Genomic DNA, 20629 nt, shown 5'->3' on the forward strand with positions numbered 1-20629 from the left:
GCTTTAAAACATTATTGTTTATATAGGTGGCACAGGATACACAGATTGTTTGAATAAGCTAAAAAGATTGACGAATTTCTTATTGCATGATAAAGTTTTCATAGTTATATGACTGACGGAAGTGGAATGGACCACAGGGAGTATAATGTTAGATAAGCCGACCGTCTGGGCGTTTGTTGACGTCTGGAAGTGTCGGCTTTTTTCAATTCTTAACGGAAGGGAGTATTATAATGAAAGAAATGGAATTAAAGTATGGTTGTAATCCCAATCAGAAACCTGCTCGTATCTTCATGAAGGAAGGGGAACTTCCTATCACAATATTAAATGGAAATCCTGGATACATCAATTTGTTAGATGCTTTTAACAGCTGGCAATTGGTAAAGGAGTTAAAAGAAGCTACAGGATTGCCAAGTGCGGCTAGCTTTAAACATGTATCACCAGCCGGAGCTGCTGTCTATGTGGCGTTAAACGATGTTGAAAAGCAGATGTATTTTGTGGATGATGTGGAGTTAACACCAATGGCAAGTGCATACATTCGTGCCAGAGGCAGTGACCGTATGTCAAGCTATGGGGATTTTGCGGCTTTAAGTGATGAATGTGACGCTGCTTGTGCAAAGTATTTATCAAAAGAAGTCAGTGATGGTGTTATAGCACCTTCCTTTTCCAAAGAAGCATTAGCAATCTTAAAGAAAAAGAAAAAAGGGAAGTATGTTGTGATTCAGATGGATCCATCTTATGTGCCAGAAGTTATTGAACAAAAGGATGTTTTTGGTATTACTTTTGAACAAGGGCGAAACAATATTAAAATTAGTGATGCTTTATTTACAGAAATTCCTACCCAAAACAAAACGTTGAGCGCTGAGCAAAAACGTGATTTATTAGTAGCTTTGATTACATTAAAATATACACAATCTAATTCCGTATGTTATGTAAAAAATGGTCAGGCTGTGGGAATAGGAGCCGGTCAGCAATCCCGTGTGCATTGTACCCGCTTAGCAGGTAATAAGGCAGATAATTGGTATCTTCGTCAGCATGAAAAAGTATTGACCTTGCCATTTAAAGATGGCATTCGCAGAGCTGATCGTGATAATGCGATTGATGTTTATATTTCTGATGATTATGAAGATTTATTGAATGATGGCATGTGGCAAGAGATGTTTATGGCGAAACCAGAACCCTTTACAAAAGAAGAGAAAAAAGCATGGTTAGCAACCTTACAAAATGTTGCGTTAGGTTCTGATGCGTTCTTCCCATTTGGTGATAACATTGAGCGTGCGCATAAGAGTGGTGTCTCTTGTATCGCACAGGCGGGTGGCTCTATTCGTGATGATCATGTGATTATGACTTGCGATAAATATAATATCGCCATGTGTATGACACATGTGCGTCTGTTCCATCATTAAGTCATTAACCTCAAATAGGCATATGAGCTTATTTGAGGTTTTTTCTTTATATAAATGACACTGATTATGCAATTTTTGTATAAATGCTTGAGGTTGTAATCAAATAGGCTTATATTAAAGGCATACTAATGAGATAGGAATGAGTCCATTTCTTATTTTATTCATGGAGGGAAACAGATGAAAACAAGCAAAAAGACAATTAGAAAAGTATCATTTGCATTACTATCACTTTTTTTATCAATGAGCTTTATTTTTCAAGATAGCAATGTATTATCGAAACTACAGGCTGCTGCCATTTTTTATCCAAGGACATCGGCACCAAGTAAAAGTGATTACCATTATTATTCTGATAATCCTTTTTATCAATCTGGTTATGGTATGCCAAACTGTACAGCTTATGCTTGGGGTAGAGCATATGAAATTTTAGGATATAAACCAAATTTATCAAGAAGTCACGCTTATAATTGGTTTAACGATAATGTAAATAAGGGCGCGTTTAGCTATGGAAACACACCTAAAATTGGTTCAATCATTTGTTGGAATGGTGGTTATGGGCATGTAGCGGTAGTAGAAGCAGTAAATGGAAATACGATGACGATTTCTGAATCAGCCTATGGTGGATTTAACTTTAGAACAAAAACGGATAGTATTACTGAAATTCAGAAAAAAGATCCAGGTTTTCAAGGGTATATCTATTTAGGAAATTTTACTAATGAAAGTATTCCAAATGCTCCAACTCTTAATTTAAGCAATTCTGGCTATCATTACACGATGTCTTGGAATGATGTTGGAGCCAGTGAATATATCGTAAGAATTTATTGTGCAGATGAAGAAATGAAGGTTATAAATGTCGGAAGAAATTTCTCTTATACAATACCTTTATTAGGAAAGAATTATTGGGCAGGAGTTTCCGCTAAAAATAGTGCTGGTGAATCACCATTATCTAATTTGGTGGAGATGATACCTAACGCCTATAATTTGCTAGGTAAAGCGCAAAATCTTGGAGAGCATTTTTATGCGCAAATAGGCTTTTCTAATAACACATATTTGGTGAATGTAAATAACAATGCACAATTAGGAAACATTAATTCTTCTAATCAAGCTATTTATGAGTTTACCAGAACAGCGAATGAGGCATATACCATAAAAGATATGAAAACAGGATTATATTTAGATGTGTATCAGGCTGCTTCAAAAAGTGCTACGAATATGCAGTTCTATTCATACAATCCTGGACCTGCGCAGCGCTTCTTCATACGGAAATTTAATGATGGCTACTCATTACAACCAGAATGTGCTCCTTATATGGCAATGAATGCTTCAGGAGGAAACTTTGAATCTGGAACAAATATTCAGATATATCCAATAGATCTAACATCAGCACATAAGCTTTATATCAAAAAAGGTGAAATAAAAATTCCTGCTGTTGTAAAAGATTATAATGGTAGGTATGATGGCAAGCCACATAGTATAAGTATTGCAAATGTACCAAGTGGTTCTCAGGTGTATTATCGAACAAGTACAAGTAGCGCTTGGTCCTTAAAAAAACCAACGCGAACAAGTGCGGGAACGACCACAATATATTATAAAATAACAAATCCCCTTTATTTTCAAACGCTGAGCGGGGACGCAAAAATTACTATTCAAAAAAATATTCAGAAAGGTTATGCAAAAAGTTATAATGGAACGTATGATGGGAAATCTCATACAATAAGTTTCAATAATGTTGCCAGTGGCTCTAAGATATATTATCGTACGAGTACGAAAGCGAAATGGTCAACAAAGAAAGTAACCCGTACAAGTGCAGGAACGACGACAATTTATTATAAGATTGTAAATAGCAATTGCACAAATACGAAAACGGGAACTGTGAAAATTGTAATTAAAAAGGCATCACAAAAAGGCTATGCAAAAAGTTATTCAGGAACATATAATGGAAAGTCTCACACGATACGTATGAGTAATGTAGCAGCAGGTTCTAAAGTATATTATCGTACCAATAACAGGGCAAAATGGTCTACGAAAAAACCTACTCGCACAAGTGTTGGAACAACGGCGGTGTATTACAAAATAGTGAATAGTAATTGCACAAGGACAAAAACAGGTAGTGCTAAGATTACAATTAAAAAAGCAATACAAAAGGGTAAAGCAAAGGGGTATAGCGGTTCTTATAATGGAAAAGCCCATACGATAAGTTTTCATGATGTAACAGCGGGTACAAAGATATATTATCGTACAAGCACAAGAGCTAGCTGGTCAATGAAGAAACCAACGCGCACATCTATTGGAAAAACGACGGTATATTATAAACTAAGTAATGCAAATTGTACGAAAACGGTTTATGGTACATCTTCTATCACGGTAAAAACAGGTATGCAAAAACCTAGCGTAAAAAGTTATACAGGATATTATGATGGAAAAAATCATTCCATTTCGCTTAGCAATATAGCGAAAAACTCAGTGGTTTATTATCGTACTAGTACGAAAGGGAATTGGACAAAAACGAAACCATATCGTAAATCAATCGGTATTACAACCGTATATTATAAAATCACAAACAAGAATTACGCGACAGTATCTGGCAGCGCGAAAATCGCGATTGAACAAAAAGTGACAGGAATTAAATTAAATACCTCGTTAGTAACCCTTTATACCCCAAACACATATCAATTAAAAGCTTCCATAACACCAGCCAATGCAACAAATAAAAAAGTAACATGGACAACTAGCAACACTAATATTGCAAGCATCAGCTCTTCTGGAATAGTAACGGCCAAAGCAGCTGGTAGTGCAACAATCACCGCAAGAGCAAGTAATGGAAAAACAACCAAATGTACGATTCATGTTAATCAAAATAATGTCTATATAGCAGATGGCACATATGCTTTCACATCACCAGATGCGCGATATGCGTTAACAGCACCAGGTTCGCAAGCTTTTACTAAATTAAATATCCAACCCAATGGGGATTATAATGCGCAATATTGGAATCTACAAAATATTGGCGGTAATGCTTTTATCTTACGAAGTCAACTTGATAATAACAAGGTAGTTGATATCTATCATATCCACTCAGATTATATTACAGCAGCAAGTCAATATGAGACACCTCCAACATATTATGGGCATGTCGAAGGACATGCATATCTGAATCCCTATACAGATCCTATGGCGGATGAGTGGCAAGCGATGAAACTGTATGATGGAACGTATGTCATCAAATTAAAGCAATATCCAGACTTTAAGTTAACGCGTGGAGGAGATTATGATGCAAGTGGTAATTCCGTTTATTTGTATCATTGGAACGCATGGCAACAGACCTATTGGAAATTAATAAAAGTATTCTAAAACATAAATAAAGGAAGGGGCAATCCTTCCTTTATTTATGGGGGATGGTATTTGCCAATTTAATCAGCGTATGCATTGCATCATTGACATGTTTATGTTTCAGATATACGATGTGATTTCTATTCATCAGCTGAAGCTCAGCTAACTGTACTTCTTCAAGCGTATGGTTCTTTAATTTCTTTGTAACCATTTTTTCCGGAAGAAACGTGATACCAAAACCTTTCGTTGCGGCTTTCAATAAAGCGGTAGAATTGGTTGATGTCCATGCGGGATGTAAAGGAATATCATATAGCAAGAAACAGCTTTCTACAACATCGCGTATGGCACTGCCTTCTTCTCGCAGTAATAATGGAAATTTAGCGATATCCGATAGAGAAGTAATCGATTGCTTCTGCAATACTTCGGGATGAGCGACCGCTTTTATGTGATAGGTTGAAAAGGGCAGACAGATAAATGCATCTTGATCAATCATCCCCTCAACAAAAGCTATATCCAATTGCTGTTGGACTAGTTTATCTAAAATAGCCGAACTTGACGCGATTTCTACCTGCATCGACAAAGAGGGATAAGCTTTTTTTAAATCCTTCAAGATAGTGGTAAGAAAGTCATTTGCTATGGTGATGCTAGAACCAATGCGCAGGGTGTATTGGGAATGAATCTTTGCAACATGTTGCAGGACATCGTCATAGTGGGTTAATAAGGCATTTACTTTTTTTAAGAAGAGTTGCCCTTCCGGGGTCAAGATGGCTTTTTTGGGAAAGCGTTCAAAAAGGGGTGTCTGCAGCTCTTCTTCCAATTCACGAATGGCCTTTGAAACAGCTGGTTGTGTCATATACAAGGATTGAGCAGCTTTTGTGAAACTTTGCTGTTCTGCGGCTTTTTGAAAGATGCGAAAACGTCGAATATCCATAGTTACCTCCATAACCTATAGGTTATCTATCTTATAAAATAATATAATTTTATTTATGCTGCGTCAAATGGTAAACTATTATCGAAGAGGTGTTTTTATGAATAAGATGAAAAAGCTGACTTGGCTGTTTGGTATCAATATGTTTATCAGTGCCTTTACTTTTGGCGGCGGCTATGTCGTTATACCAATGATCCGGAAATATTATGTAGAGAATAAAGCGTTTTTCGATGAAGACGAATTAATGAAGATTGCAGCTATAGCACAGTCTTCTCCTGGTGCGATAGCTATTAATATGAGTGCTTTAAGTGGTTATCGAGTTGCTGGTAAAAGTGGCTTATTTGTTAGCTGTATTGCGGCAATTTTACCACCTTTATGCATTTTATCTATTGTTTCAGCAATTTATAGTGTGATTCGGGATAATACAATGGTCAATGCTGTATTAAAAGGGATGGAAGCAGGTGTTGCGGCATTGATTGTTGATTTGATTGTTGATATGTATGCAATGATCGTGAAAGAAAAGCAATTGTTTTTCATCTTAATGACTCCGGCGGTCTTTGTGTTAAATTATTTCTTTCAAATGAATGTGGCTGTTTTGATTATTTTGTGTGCCTTGATTTGTGTACTGAAAGTCCATATGGAGAGAAGGAGCGTGAGCATATGAGTTTATTACGATTATTTTTTGCTTTCTTTCAGATTGGCTTATTCAGTATAGGCGGTGGATATGCCATTATTCCTATGATCAGTGAACAGGTAGTTCAAAGTCAACATTGGTTGAGCGCACAAGAGTTTACGGATATCATTACAATTTCCCAAATGACACCGGGACCTTTAGCGGTGAATACTTCCACATTTGTTGGTATGCGTGTAGCAGGTATACCTGGTGCATTATGTGCAACGATTGGCTGTATCTGCATGGGGGTATGCATTGCCTATGGTATTTATCATATCTTTCAACGCTTTTCTTCCTCACGTGTTTTTATGGAAGTATTAAAAGGATTAAAAGCCGGTTCTTTGGGTCTGATTATGGCGGCAGCGGCAATCATTGTGTCGTTAGCTTTTTTCAAAGAGGGAAGGATTGCTATGGAGGCCATCCAAATACCAGCCGCCTTTATCTTTTTGATTATTTTATTCATTAGCCGCAAATGGAAGATGAATCCCATTGCTTTAATGATGCTTTCTGGTGTTGTCGGAATACTTTTTTATCAATAGATAGATGTGAAAGAATCCTTTGTAAGTGTTAGTAACTGCATATATCAAAGATAGATCGAATGAGAAAACGCATTTGCATAGCGTTTTTTTTAATTATAAATAAGTGCGGTGTATCAAAATAAGGTATACCTATTAAAAAAGAAGCATGAATGATAGATAAAATGTTCTTGCTTCTGTTTCCTATATTGATGTTTACGAAAATATTGAATAGATTTAATATTTATGACTTTCTTTGAAAGGCAACGGCTTTTTGGAAAATAGCTTTTTCATCGAGTGTTAATATCTTATGATCTTTCATCAGCCATTTTCCATTGACCATACTATGCAGCACATCATGCCCTTCCACACATTCTACTAAAGTGTTTGTAAGGTTGCCGCTGGGATAAAGATGAGGCTGATGGATATTAAGAAATATCAGATCGGCTAAATAGCCGGGTTTGATACAACCCAAATTTTTTTCTTGCATAAGGGCTGTCCCATTTGTAATGGCCATATGCAAGAGTTCTTTGGCGCTTAAAATATGACGATCATGGTTTGCGATGCCATGTGTCACATGAATCATACAACGAAGCTGACGCATTTCATTCCACAGGCTTAAGCCTCCATGAGCACTTCCATCACTGCCTAAGGCAAGTAAAAGACCCTGCTTTTTTAAGGTGGGATAGGGTGCCAAAGCTTTGGCACTATTACTGAAAGGGCATAGTACAACATGTGTATGATGCTTCTGCATCAGGGATATTTCTTCTTCATCTACGATGAGAGAATGGGCGCCTACAAAGCGCTCATCTAGAATCTTTAATTGATCAAGATAGGTATATGGACGCATACCGTATTTTGCAATAACAGCGTGTACCTCTTGTTCATATTCATTCATATGAACTTGCAATAAAGCATTACGGGCTTTGGCATGAGCATGTATTTCTTTAATCAAACGCTCACTAACAGATAATAACGTGCGTAGGGAATAGCTGACTTTCAAATTGCCTTTTTGATGCCACGTATCATAAAAAGCATCATTTTTAGCCAAAGCGCTCTCTACATCATCCTGTATTTGGATGGGAAGACTTGCATCGTCCATCGTACTACAGGTTAACTGTGCCCGCAAACCACTTTGTGCATAGATCTTAGCTGCGGCATCCATATGGTAGCTGCCGGCATCTAAAAACGAGGTCGTACCATTACGTATCATTTCAAGAGCAGCCAATTCAGCATTTAACTGCATGATTTCATCTGTCAGCGTACTTTCAAAAGGTAACATGATATCTTTCCATATCATTCCGGATGCATCTAAGACACATCCCTTTAACAATTGTTGCCCGGTATGCATATGAGCATCACATAAACCAGGCATTACAAGCAAGCCTTTTCCGGATAAACATTCTTCTTTTGGATAAGGAGTTAAGCAGCCATGATTTGCTATTTCATGAATACATGTGTCTTGAATACGGATATCTTGATGTTCTTTAACCTCCATCGTTTCATCCAGATAAGCAATATCTTGTAACAGCATTTAGATAGCTCCTGTGATGGACAGCATTATCTGGGCAACTACGGCTGAACCTAAAAAAGTTCCTGTCATGACCAAGAGGCCGATGATGATCATTTTCCATCCCTGGGCAGCGAATTCTTTTAACTGATCGCTAATAGAGATACCGGCAAATGCCCCTACCATTGTTAAAGGTGCCGTAAAGTTGATCTGATTAACGGATGTAATGACAAATTCCCGACAGAAAGAAAGGGGGGATGCTGCTAATAACCCTAATAGGGAACAGTAGGCTACGATGGGTAAGCGTATAGGTAATACTTTACTAATGACAACACCACATAAAGATAAAACGAATAGGATGCCAATACCTGGTAATGACTCTATGAGTCCAACTTGAAATCCGACAAAATTAGCTAAGGCAATGCCACAGCTAGCTACGATAAATAAAAAAATCCATTCTTGTATGCGCATGTTATTCGCCTCTCTTTCTGCTAATGCGTGGTGCTAAGATGTCATATAATTTTTTTGTTAAGGGAATACCAATAAAGATGGCAACATAAATTCCTGTGATTCCGCTGATGGTTTCACTGGCACTGGCTAATGCAGAAAGCTGATCTGCCATCGTCGGATAAATCGTGGATAAAGATGCGGTAGCACTTGCCATCATGATACCGGCCCCTACACCGGAAGCCATCCCTAAGGCATAGGGATGAAATTACGAAGTGGCAGCGCTCATAGAAGCCAGAAAACCAAAATAAATCGTTCCAATCATGCCACCAACGATATAGATGGATAAGCTTCCTCTGGTTTCTGGTGAATCCGGACCAAACATATCGGTAATCAATGCCAGATTACTTTCTCGATTAATTGAGTGTGTGGCTCCAATAGCTTCTCTTTTTAGACCTAACAATAGGGCAATTGGCAATGCTAAGAAGATGGTTCCTAAATTACCGATTTCTTGTAATAATAAGGCAGGTCCGGCGGAAATGACGGTTTCTAGACTGGCTCCGGCATTAACGCCTAACTTGACGATAAAAGGACATATCGCAACAATAACCAATTTACTGGCAGCTTTGACCTCTTTTCGCTTAATGAACTTTGTAACACATGGTCCTGCACATACCCCCATAAGAATTGCATAAAAGATGGGGAATAGGATAAAAGTTCCTTTCCAAATCGGTAATTTGATTACGCCAATACCATCTGCAATCACGATAAATACAAAAGCCAGCAGATATAATTTATATTCCTGCCGCAAGCGTTCTTGTAAAGAACGATATGAATACTTTTCTTTTTTCATATAAACCTTCTTCCTCTTTCTCTTTTGTTCCTTGTAATGGTAACAGATCATAATTAGGTAAAAAAAGGACAAATGGGCTATTTTCAAGGAAAATTTTTACTATTTTCATGATACAATCAATGATGAAGGTGATACTGTGACATTGGAAGAAGTATATCATATCGTGCCCCAATTAAAAGACTATCTTACGTATATGCCTGAAGAATATAAAAAGCGTCTTATCATCAAGGTACATCCAAGTGGATATATCATTCATCAAAAAGATAGTCCGCTTGACTATTTTGGAATTGTCGCCAGTGGTGAACATCGGGTCATTAATGAATTTGAGAATGGCAATATATTTATGATTGAAAAAAATGAACCGATAGATTTCATTGGGGAAGTAACGATTTTAGCAGGCATGCCGAAAACCAGCGTGACGATTGAGACAATTACAGAAAGTATCATTTTATACTTAAGCAGGCAAGATTTTGAAGATTGGATTGCTAAGGATATACACTTTTTGCGTCTGGTTGCGGCAAAAGTTGCCTTAAAACTATATCGTTCGAGTTATAATCGTGGGGCAAAGCTGTTTTATCCTCCCCAATTCTTATTACTGGATTATCTGATCAATTATGTGGAATCTGCCTTTTTAAAGATCCGCAGGCAATGCATATCGTCGTTAAAAAAACACGCAATGTATTGTATGAAGAAATTGGCATCAGTGTAAAAACATTAAATCGTACGATTGCCAGATTGAAAGAGGAAGGTCTGTTTGCTATACAGAAGGGGAAAATCACAATGTCGCCGAAACAGTTGAAGTGCGCTAAGGAGCGAATTGGGTATTATCGGCAGATGAATGTGAAACAATAAGGCGTATCTCATGGTAATTCAAAGAGAATGTGGTACAATAACACTATGTTTATGGAGGATGTATAAAATGGAAACTATTTTGAATCATGCATTTGCTCATCAAAAGTATTTTGAAGAGATGACGCGTATCCCTCATGGTTCTTTTCATGAGGAGGCATATAGTGCTTATTTAGAAGAATTCGCAAAAGCACATCAGTTTACGTATGAACGTGATGAAATGAATAATGTCATTATATGTAAGCCGGCAAGCAAGGGCTATGAAGAGCATGAACCGATCATTTTACAAGCTCATATGGATATGGTTTGTGAGAAACATCGCGATGTGGATTTTGACTTTGCAAAGGATGCTTTAAAGTTAAAACTGGAAGACGGTTATTTAATGGCGGAAGGAACGACGCTAGGCGCGGATGATGGTGTCGGTGTGGCATATATGCTGGCTTTATTGGATGATCAAGAGGCCAAACATCCAATGCTGGAATGCATTTTTACCGTACAGGAGGAAGTAGGATTATTTGGTGCATTGGCATTAAAGAAAGAACAATTGCATGCAAATCGCATGATCAATTTAGATGATGGTGGGGAAACCGCAACCTGTATTTCATCGGCAGGAGGTATGAATGTAATCTTCACACGTCCAAATCTGCAAGTGCCTATGCAAGAAAAGGCATATCGTTTAGATGTAAAGGGGTTAAAAGGTGGCCATAGTGGCGGTGAAATTGATAAAGAACGTGGAAATGCCAATCGTTTATTAGCACGCATATTATATGCAGTAAATGCAAAATTTGATATGCAGTTGCATATGATGGATGGCGGTGACAAGGATAATGCAATTCCACGTGAAGCATCAGCTGTTTTCTTTAGTGATGCACCTTTTATAAAATTGGAAAAAACAGTCCAGGAAATGACTGCGTTAATAAAAAAGGAATTGGAATTTAGTGATGCGAATATGGAAGTCGCATTTTATGAAACATCAGCAAAAACAGCCATGTCCATTGAAGATAGTGAAAATTTATTAAAACTAATGCTTAGTGTGCCAGATGGTTTACATCATCACAGTATGAGCATTGAAGGATTAAGTACTGCCAGTAGTAATCTTGCAGTCATTCATTGCGATGAAGAAGTCATGTTAAATGTTTCCTTACGAGGGGCTTTGGAATCTTATGTGGATGATTTAGCAATCACTATGGATATTTTAGCAGAGGCTTTTGGTTTTGAAACAAAACATGAGGCACGCTATCCAGCTTGGAGCTATGATGAAAAAAGCGAATTGCGAGAAGTTATGAAACGTGTATGCAAGGATATTTATGGAAAAGAATTAACGCTGTTAGCCGTACATGGAGGTTTAGAATGCGGTGTGTTTAAAGCCTTAAATCCAAACATGGAAATCGTAACGATGGGACCGCTGATGGAAGATATTCATACACCACAAGAACGCTTAGATATGGATAGCTTTGATAGAACTTACATCTTTTTAAAGATTTTCCTGGAAAACTTATAAGCGCATCCGAAAATATGATCAGATCACATATGGTCTGATTTTTTTTATGGTATGAATGAGTGAATGCTATGCAAGGTAAGCTTGCTTACATGGGAAGATGCCGATATGTTTTTTTCATATGTTCGATGGTTAACCTTGTTATAAAGCTTTGTAAATGCAAATGTAGCTATGTGTTTAGCTTTCTACAGATGTTTTTGCTTTTTAGGTAGAACTTTCCTATGGTTAGGGATTCTTTCGGCATGAAAGCGCTGTAAAAAAATGGATGTGGGAATTCTTACGATAATATAAGGAAATTATGAAAATTCTTTGGTTCAAGTTGGAGGGGTTATGCTATAATAAAATGCGGAACATATCACACGAAAACAAGATATGTGTAGATATTAAGATGTTAATGAAAGGACGTAAGGTTCATGATTATACGATCAATTGATGCAATTATCCGTATGTTGGATGCGGACTATATAGAAAATGGGGCTATTGAAGAAAAGATTCAGGGTGTCTGTATTGATTCTCGCAAGGTCGTGGAAGGAAACTTATACATCCCAATCCATGGTGTGAAGAATAACGGACATGCATATGTTGCACAAGCGATTGCGAATGGGGCAAAAGCTGTTTTATGGGAACGAAAAGAGCCGAATCCTCCCAAAGAGGTCGTTGTTATTTTAGTTGAAGATACAACAAAAGCTTTGCAAGACTTAGCAAAGGCATATCGGCATCAACTAAATATGAAAGTGGTAGGAATTACCGGCAGTAATGGAAAGACGAGTACCAAAGATATCTTAGCATCATTGCTTCAAGAACACTACATCACGCAAAAAACATTGGGCAATTATAATAATGAGATAGGTGTTCCCTTAACCTTATTAAGTTTGAGTGAAAATGTTGAGGCAGCTGTTATTGAAATGGGAATGGAAAATTTAGGGGAATTATCTTTTCTGACGCATATGGTAGAACCGGATATTGCGATTATTTCAAATGTAGGTACTGCGCATTTAGAAAATCTGAAAACGATGGAAAATATCGCTAAAGCGAAATTAGAAATTGTTGAAGGATTAAAAGAGCATGGCTTGTTTATCTACAATGGTGATCAGGAAATCTTGCAAAATGCGGTCACCCAGGCACAGATTCCTGGACATATTCGTATCCGCACCTTTGGAGTGAAGCCACAGAATGACTATGTGATTTCGCATATCACGCAAAAACGTGAAGGTGTCAGTTTCTGTTTAAATGATGATGTGTGTCCATATCATGTAGATATGATTGGTAAGCATCAAGCGATGAATGCAACAGCTGCCTGGATTGCAGCGAAAGCGTTAGGTTTAAGTGTAGAAGAAATCCGAGAAGGTTATCAAAATATTGAAAAAACAGGATTGCGCAATGAGCTTGTTGATTTTGGTAAGTGTTTGATCTTAAATGATTCTTATAAATCAAATCCACAAAGTGCATTGGCAGCTTTAGATACCATGGAAGAATTTGATGTTCCTTATAAGATTGCGGTATTAGGTGATATGCTGGAACTAGGTGACACCAGTGATATGATTCATTATACATTAGGTAAAGATTTAGCGAAGTACCATTTAAATGAAGTCTTAACGATTGGTGATATGGCGCGTTATATCACACAAGGAGCATTTAATAACTTAACAGGTGTACATATTGAACACTTTACGGATAAAGAAGCATTAATCTGTTATCTTCGTCCATATGAGCATAAAGACTGCATGCTGTTAGTAAAAGGAAGTCGTGGCATGAAGCTGGATGAAGTAGTGGATGCATTAGTAAAAAAGGAAGAAGAGGTAGTAAAATGAGTACATTGAAATTAGCTGTAATTTTTGGCGGAAAATCAAGCGAATACCCGGTATCTCTGCACTCTGCAGCAAGCTTGATTCGTTCCTTACATAAAGATAAATATGAACTGATCTTCATCGGAATCAGCAAGGATGGCGAATGGTTTGCATATGATGGTGATGTAGATGCCATTGAGCATGATACGTGGATGGATGGTAATATCACGCCATGTGTCTTATCCTGCTCCACTGCCCAAAAGGGGTTTCTTAAACTAAAGGAAGATGGCAGCTATGAAACACTTCCAGTGGATTGTATTTTCCCTGTTCTACATGGCAAGAATGGGGAGGATGGAACCATTCAAGGATTGTTTGAATTAAGTGGCATTCCTTATGTCGGCTGTGATCATATGAGCAGTGCTATTTGCATGGATAAAGAAATGGCGCATATCGTCATGGAAAATGCCGGTATTCCTTGTGCCCCTTATCTGTGTGTATACGAGGATGAACATTTGGATTATCGACATATTTATGAAGAAGCAAAAGCTAAGTTAGGTTTACCGATCTTTATTAAACCGGCCAATGCCGGCAGTAGTTTCGGTATTCATAAAATTGCTTCCTTTGATGACTTTGAAGAAAGCATGAAGGATGCGTTTTATCATGATGGCCGTGGCAAGGTGATTTTGGAAACGACGATTGAAGGTTTTGAAATCGGCTGTGCGGTGATGGGAAATAAAGAGTTGTTTGCGGGCAGTGTGGATGAAATTGAAACAGCCGCTCCATTCTTTGATTATGAAGGGAAATATCAAATGGTAGACTCTCATATCTACTGTCCTGCCAGAATCAGTAAAGAGCTGTTTGAAGAGGCAAGAAGCTTGGCTTTGAAAGCTTATCGTGCTATGAATTGTAAAGGTATGACACGGGTTGATATGTTTGTTACTCCTCAACAAAGCATTGTGATGAATGAAGTAAATACGATTCCCGGCTTTACGGATACTTCACGTTATCCGACGATGATGAAAGAAGCCGGTATTGAATTCGGCGATTTATTAGACAAATTGATTGCATTTGCATTAACAAGATAAATAAAAGAGGTGAGAACCATGCTGATGAGCGATACCAGAGCATGGCTGGAAATTGATCTGTCCAAGATCAGCCATAATGTAAAAGAAATACAAAAATTATTGCCCTCTACCAGCAAGATCATGGCAATCGTAAAAGCGAATGCGTATGGTCATGGAGATGTGGCATGTGCCAAAGAATTGAGCCGCTGTGGCATTGATTTTTTCGGTGTCAGCAGTGTGGATGAAGGCATTTCCTTACGTGAAGGCGGTATCCGTGAGCCAATTTTAATCTTAGGTTATACACCACCTGTTCATTTTCATCAAGTCATTCAACATGATTTGATCCAAACCTTTTTATCCTTAGACTATGCCAAAAAAGCAAATGCATGGTGTAAAGAGCATGGGGTTATCATGCATGGACATGTCAAGGTGGATACAGGAATGTCACGTTTGGGCATCATAACACAACAACAGGACTACCGTATCGAGGAAGTGAAAGAAGTTTATCATCTGCCACATATAGCAGTCGATGGCATTTTCTCCCACTTTAGTGTAAGTGATGGTCTGGATGAGGATAATAAGGCTTATACAAGAAAGCAAATCATGTTATTTGATCAGGTGTTGAAGGATTTGGAAGATGCCGGAATTGATGTTGGCATACGCCATTTACAAAATAGTTATGGTATCTTGAACTATCCGGATTTAAAGTATGATTATGTACGCCCGGGCTTATTGTTCTTAGGTGCGACAAGTGATGATGCCATTGATACGATCACGCATCCTGATTTTCAGCCTATCATGCAATTAAAAGCAAACATTTCAATGGTAAAAACGATTCAGCCAGGTGTCTGTGTAAGTTATGGCCGCCATTTTACCAGTGAGCGCATCAGTTGTATCGCCACAGTTTCTATAGGCTATGCGGATGGCTATCCACGCAGTGTTTCCAATAAAGGGGCATGTGCATTGTTGCATGGGAAACGGGTACCGATCATTGGCAATATTTGTATGGATCAAATGATGTTAGATGTTACAGATATAGAACATGTCAAAGAAGGCGATGTTGTTACTTTATTTGGTTGTGACGGTGATGAAAAGTTACCGATTGATGAATTAACTAGATTAGCTCAAACAATCAATAATGAAACATTTTGTTGGATGAGTGCGCGATTGCCAAGAATTTATAAATAGCCAGAAGTGGCTATTTTTCATGAAATTATCTGCTGAATTAAGTAATAGGGATCATAAAGGAGGGGAAATGATGCAGAAGAAAACATATTGTGCATTAGATATTGCAAAGTTTATGAGTGCTTTTTTAGTTATTTGTATACATACAGGGCCATTATTGGATATAAATGAGACAGCAAATTTTGTATTGGTTCAGATTATCGCCAGAATTGCCGTACCTTTGTTTTTCATAATTTCCGGTTATTTATTTTTTGCGAAACTGGATAATGAAAGAGAATGGAATGATTATGCAAATGTTACGGCCTTAAAACATTATGTATTTCGTTTAGGTAAACTTTATCTGATTTGGTCAATCTTCTATTTGCCATTTAATTATTTGTTAGTTAGGGGCGATGGATTACATGCGATGACTTTCTTGCGCTATCTGCGTGACTTCTTCTTTACCGGAAGTTATTACCATCTCTGGTTTTTACCAGCTTTGATGGTAGCGGTATGTGCTGTTTATGTTCTGCGTCGTTATGTTTCCTTGACGACAACGATAATCATCAGTGCCCTTTTGTATCTCATAGGGATGCTTGGTAATGTTTATCCACAGATGATTGAAGAGTTACCTTATATAGGTCGTGCATACCATTATTACATCCAGCTTTTTGTGACAACGCGAAATGGGATTTTCTTTGGTATGTTGTTTATTTCTTTAGGTGCTTATTTTGCGCAAGGGCGCATGGTCGTAAGCCGCAGTACCTTAGGACCCTTTATCGGCTTTGTATTGTCCCTGTGTGCTTTATTCGGAGAATGCTTTTTCTTAAGAGAACAAGGATATATGCATGATTTGGCAAGTATGTATTTGATGTTGGTACCAACGGTTGCATTCTTATTTATTACTTTATTATCCATAGATCTTAAGGTCAAAGAGCTTTATAAGACCTTGCGTGTGTTATCGCTATTGATCTATGTATCTCATCTTATGTTTGTTGTTGTGGTCACAGCTTTATTTCCAACGATGAATGCTTTATTACAATATGGAATTGTTGCGTTGTCTTCCTTATTGTTTGCGCTCATTATTTATACACTAGCAAAACATTTCCCTATTTTCAAACACTTATATGCTTAGAAAGGAAAGCTGATTGGCTTTCTTTTCCCTTTTAAAGGAGAAAAATACTTATGATACGTATTCAACAAATTCATTTAACGTTAGAAGAAGATATGACGTTACTTCCGGAAAAAATTATTAAAAAATTGCGCATAGCACCAGAGGAATTACTATCTTGGCGCATTCATAAAGAAACCTTTGATGCAAGATGGCGCCATATGCAGTTTACGTATACGCTGGATTGTACCCTCAAACATGAAGAAAATGTCTTAAAACATCCTCATAAGGATATCACCAAGACCCCGGATGAACGCTATCGCATGCCGAAAAAAGGTGTTGTCGGACTTGTCCATCGCCCGATTGTTGTTGGCTTTGGACCAGCCGGTATGTTCGCAGCTTTGTTATTAGCCCAGATGGGGTATCAACCTTTAATCTTAGAACGTGGAGAATGTGTGGAAAAACGTGTAAAAAGCGTTGAACACTTCTGGAAGGAAGGAATTTTAAATACCGAAAGTAATGTGCAGTTTGGAGAAGGTGGTGCCGGAACGTTTAGCGATGGCAAATTAACTACCAGAGTAAAGGATGTACGCATTCGCAAGATTTTGGAAGAGTTTGTACGCTTTGGAGCTCCTGAAGATATTTTATATACAGCGCATCCCCATATCGGTACGGATTTATTACGTGATATCGTGAAACGCATGCGTGAAGAAATCCTTCGTTTAGGGGCAGAAATCCGCTTTTCTACGCGTTTAGATGATATCTTGATTGAAAAAGGAGAAGTCTGTGGTGTTGTGGCAAATGGTGAAGTGATACCGTGTGAACAACTAATCTTAGCAATCGGTCACAGCGCTCGTGATACGATGCGTATGTTGATGAAACGAGGTGTCGCAGTAGAGCCAAAGGCATTTGCTGTAGGAGCCAGAATCGAACATCCACAACGCTTGATCAATGAAGCGCAATACAAAGCATATGCGAATCATCCTCGTTTAAAAGCGGCAGAATATCGTTTGACCTATCCGGCATCCAATGGGCGCGGGGTATATACTTTCTGCATGTGTCCGGGTGGATATGTCGTGCCAAGTGCCTCTATGGAAGGTGGCGTTGTGGTAAATGGCATGAGTGAGCATGCCCGTGATGGAGAAAATGCCAATAGTGCCTTGCTGGTACAAATACGTCCTGAGGATTATGGGAATGACCCGGAAAAAGCGATTCAATTTCAGGAAACATTAGAGAAAAAAGCATTTCAGGCAGGCGGATGTTCTTATAAGGCTCCAGCACAATTGGTTAAGGATTTTTTGGCACATCAAACTTCAAAAGGGTTTGGCAGTGTAGTACCAACCTATGCGTTAGGGGTAACACCGGCAAATCTGCATACTATCTTGCCAAGCTATGTGTGTGAGGCGATGGAAGAAGCAATACAAGGATTAGATAAAAAATTGAAAGGCTTTGCCTATCAAGATGCTGTACTGATTGGTGTGGAAACACGCAGCAGTTCTCCAATTCGCATGATAAGAAATAAAGAAGATTGTACCTCTATACAAATCAAAGGTATCTATCCTTGTGGTGAGGGAGCCGGTTATGCAGGAGGCATTGTATCGGCGGCGATTGATGGTTTGCGTTGCAGTGAGCAATTAATTGGAATGTATCATTATCACCAAGAATAATAAATAATGCGATTAACTTGTACCATTCTTAATAAATGTTATGGGCATGGATACATACGATCATAAACTACTTAACAATCATAAAAAATGATGCTTATGCATACGCTTTACCATGAGGTGATGCATATGAGCAGACGTTGCCGCTATACGATTTATGGAATTTTGGCATGCTTAGGTATTTGTGTAATAGGTGTACTCGTTAAAATACTCTTTTTCAGTGGCTTATTCGTACCATTGTTAAAAGTGGATGGAGACAAAGAAATGAAGGTACAGGTACATGAATCATTTCGCGATCCCGGAGTGATAGCGAGCTATCGATTTCATGATTATAGTGATGAAGTGAAACGCACCTCGAATCTGAATACAGATAAATTAGGAACGTATACAATCGTCTATCATCTTGATAGTTATGATAAAAAAGTAAGTCGAACGGTACATGTTGTTGATACGAAAGCACCTACTATTACACTAAAACAAGGAAAGATGATTCGAGTGTTTGAGAATGGTACGTATCAAGAACCAGGCTTTCATGCACAGGATAATTATGATGGTGATCTAACCAAAAAAGTAACGGTTAAACATCATGTTAATATGAAAAAAACAGGTACCTATGACATTGTTTATCAAGTCAAAGACGCTAGTAACAATATTGCCAGTGTCACACGTAAAGTGCAGGTTTGTAAAGATCCTACAACGACCAAGCTGTATTATAATCATGATGATTACGACAATACTGCAGAAGAATGGTGGTTTAATAAAAGTAAGGAACATAAACGGACTACTGGCGCAAAACCGCAAAGCTTATTAGATAAATATGATGCTTATTATCAGGGGAAAGATGAAAAGGTTATTTATCTGACGTTTGATGAAGGGGGAAATGATATTACCTATATCAAACAAATTGCTGATGTCTTAAATAAAAACGACGTGAAAGCGACCTTTTTCTTGACGCGTAACTATATCAAGAACGAAGCCGATTTTATGCGCGATCTTGTGAAGCATGGTCATGTAATCGGCAATCATACTTGGCACCATTATGATATGACGACACTTGCCAACGCTAAAGATGTAGATGCTTTTGTTAAGGAAATTACAGAGACAGAAAAAACGTATATGGAAGTATGCGGAGTACCAATGAAGAAAGTCTTTCGTTTTCCGAAAGGCGGAGGCAGCGAACGTGCAATGAAAATGGTAAAGGATTTAGGTTATCGTACGTATTTTTGGAGTCACGCTTATTATGATTATGCCAGTGATGTAAGTGGAGAAGAAGCATTAAAGACAATGATGGATCATTATCATAATGGTGCTATCTATCTTTTGCATCCTAGCAATAAAGGAAACTATGAAGCCATGGATACCTTTATAAAGAATATGAAGAAGGAAGGCTATCGTTTTGCGACGGTGGATGAAATAAAATAATATATCATATTTTTTCTTATTAAGTTAGTAATCAATTTGTTTGATTCCTAGCTTTTTTTATTTGATCAGGTTATTTAGGAAAACATAGGGAAAGCAATCTATTATCAATCACATTGTATGAAAGAGTAAATATACTTAATGAATCATACATAAAATAACCATTTTTATTGACGATGAGAAATAAGCGTGCTAAACTTTTAAGTAGAAATAGGTATGATGTATTTGTGATTATTTAAAAGTTACCTGAAATCATTCATACAGATGAGAAAAATACTTTAACATCATATAGACATTTGAAAGGGTTGAGTAAAGTCATGCCACAGGGGAAAAGGATGCATAAAAAAATCATTATGCTTTGTTTTGATCAGCTTGTGTCAAGTAGACACACAAAATAATTAAAACATTTTTGTCCAT

Annotated in this window: 16 protein-coding genes, 1 pseudogene and 1 riboswitch; of the genes and pseudogenes, 13 read left to right on the forward strand and 4 right to left on the reverse strand. The window is 37.8% G+C overall.

The window, feature by feature from the left end; all coding sequences use genetic code 11:
- Positions 1 to 98: 98 nt before the first annotated feature.
- Positions 99 to 178: riboswitch (ZMP/ZTP riboswitch) on the forward strand.
- 52 nt (positions 179 to 230) lie between these two features.
- Together AC1VS3_RS07125 and AC1VS3_RS07130 are read left to right on the forward strand one after the other, a co-directional pair.
- Positions 231 to 1403, forward strand: coding sequence for a phosphoribosylaminoimidazolecarboxamide formyltransferase (locus AC1VS3_RS07125; protein ID WP_008687580.1), 1173 nt, complete (start codon positions 231 to 233; stop codon positions 1401 to 1403).
- 177 nt (positions 1404 to 1580) lie between these two features.
- Positions 1581 to 4751 (forward strand): CHAP domain-containing protein, encoded by a 3171-nt coding sequence (locus AC1VS3_RS07130; RefSeq protein WP_008687581.1) that lies wholly within the window; start codon positions 1581 to 1583, stop codon positions 4749 to 4751.
- A 31-nt stretch (positions 4752 to 4782) separates the two neighbouring features.
- On the opposite strand, the gene AC1VS3_RS07135 is transcribed toward AC1VS3_RS07130, so the two are convergent.
- Positions 4783 to 5661 (reverse strand): LysR family transcriptional regulator, encoded by an 879-nt coding sequence (locus AC1VS3_RS07135; protein ID WP_008687582.1) that lies wholly within the window; start codon positions 5659 to 5661, stop codon positions 4783 to 4785.
- A 97-nt stretch (positions 5662 to 5758) separates the two neighbouring features.
- Here AC1VS3_RS07135 and AC1VS3_RS07140 point away from each other — a divergent pair, with 97 nt between their 5' ends.
- A complete protein-coding gene (locus AC1VS3_RS07140) occupies positions 5759 to 6322 on the forward strand; it encodes a chromate transporter (protein WP_008687583.1) in 564 nt (187 codons plus the stop codon).
- Positions 6319 to 6870: a chromate transporter gene (locus tag AC1VS3_RS07145; protein WP_008687584.1), complete on the forward strand. Its 552-nt coding sequence runs from the start codon at positions 6319 to 6321 to the stop codon at positions 6868 to 6870. Before AC1VS3_RS07140 ends, AC1VS3_RS07145 begins: the two co-directional genes overlap by 4 nt.
- Before the next feature lie 220 nt (positions 6871 to 7090).
- Here AC1VS3_RS07145 and AC1VS3_RS07150 read toward each other — a convergent pair whose 3' ends face one another.
- The 3 genes and pseudogenes from AC1VS3_RS07150 to AC1VS3_RS07160 all read right to left on the reverse strand — a co-directional run bounded on the left by AC1VS3_RS07150 (position 7091) and on the right by AC1VS3_RS07160 (position 9707).
- Positions 7091 to 8380 (reverse strand): amidohydrolase family protein, encoded by a 1290-nt coding sequence (locus tag AC1VS3_RS07150; protein WP_008687585.1) that lies wholly within the window; start codon positions 8378 to 8380, stop codon positions 7091 to 7093.
- Positions 8381 to 8827, reverse strand: a complete 447-nt coding sequence (locus AC1VS3_RS07155) for a membrane protein (RefSeq protein WP_008687587.1) — start codon at positions 8825 to 8827, stop codon at positions 8381 to 8383.
- Between the two features lies 1 nt (position 8828).
- Positions 8829 to 9707, reverse strand: a pseudogene (locus AC1VS3_RS07160) (DUF3100 domain-containing protein).
- Positions 9708 to 9792: 85 nt separating this feature from the next.
- Here AC1VS3_RS07160 and AC1VS3_RS07165 point away from each other — a divergent pair.
- From AC1VS3_RS07165 to AC1VS3_RS07205, 9 genes are all read left to right on the forward strand, one after another.
- Positions 9793 to 10365 (forward strand): Crp/Fnr family transcriptional regulator, encoded by a 573-nt coding sequence (locus AC1VS3_RS07165; RefSeq protein WP_008687590.1) that lies wholly within the window; start codon positions 9793 to 9795, stop codon positions 10363 to 10365.
- Entirely contained in the window at positions 10338 to 10508 is a 171-nt protein-coding gene (locus tag AC1VS3_RS07170; protein ID WP_213540096.1) for a helix-turn-helix domain-containing protein, read from the forward strand. The genes AC1VS3_RS07165 and AC1VS3_RS07170 overlap by 28 nt, the downstream gene beginning before the upstream one ends.
- A 67-nt stretch (positions 10509 to 10575) precedes the next feature.
- Positions 10576 to 12006 carry a beta-Ala-His dipeptidase gene (gene pepD, locus AC1VS3_RS07175; RefSeq protein ID WP_008687591.1) on the forward strand — a complete coding sequence of 477 codons (1431 nt, stop codon included), beginning with the start codon at positions 10576 to 10578 and terminating at the stop codon, positions 12004 to 12006.
- Positions 12007 to 12416: 410 nt separating this feature from the next.
- Positions 12417 to 13814 (forward strand): UDP-N-acetylmuramoyl-tripeptide--D-alanyl-D-alanine ligase, encoded by a 1398-nt coding sequence (locus tag AC1VS3_RS07180; RefSeq protein ID WP_008687592.1) that lies wholly within the window; start codon positions 12417 to 12419, stop codon positions 13812 to 13814.
- The gene (locus tag AC1VS3_RS07185) at positions 13811 to 14875 is read left to right on the forward strand and encodes a D-alanine--D-alanine ligase family protein (RefSeq protein WP_008687593.1); all 1065 of its coding nucleotides are present in this window, start codon (positions 13811 to 13813) and stop codon (positions 14873 to 14875) included. Before AC1VS3_RS07180 ends, AC1VS3_RS07185 begins: the two co-directional genes overlap by 4 nt.
- A gap of 18 nt (positions 14876 to 14893) precedes the next feature.
- Positions 14894 to 16042: an alanine racemase gene (alr, locus tag AC1VS3_RS07190; RefSeq protein ID WP_008687594.1), complete on the forward strand. Its 1149-nt coding sequence runs from the start codon at positions 14894 to 14896 to the stop codon at positions 16040 to 16042.
- Between the two features lie 70 nt (positions 16043 to 16112).
- Positions 16113 to 17153: an acyltransferase gene (locus AC1VS3_RS07195; protein ID WP_008687596.1), complete on the forward strand. Its 1041-nt coding sequence runs from the start codon at positions 16113 to 16115 to the stop codon at positions 17151 to 17153.
- Between the two features lie 50 nt (positions 17154 to 17203).
- On the forward strand, positions 17204 to 18796 hold the full coding sequence (locus AC1VS3_RS07200; protein ID WP_008687598.1) for an NAD(P)/FAD-dependent oxidoreductase: 1593 nt from the start codon (positions 17204 to 17206) through the stop codon (positions 18794 to 18796).
- A gap of 126 nt (positions 18797 to 18922) precedes the next feature.
- On the forward strand, positions 18923 to 20215 hold the full coding sequence (locus AC1VS3_RS07205) for an immunoglobulin-like domain-containing protein (protein WP_008687600.1): 1293 nt from the start codon (positions 18923 to 18925) through the stop codon (positions 20213 to 20215).
- The last annotated feature ends 414 nt before the right edge of the window (positions 20216 to 20629 follow it).

The sequence above is a fragment of the Longicatena sp. genome (assembly GCF_982403165.1).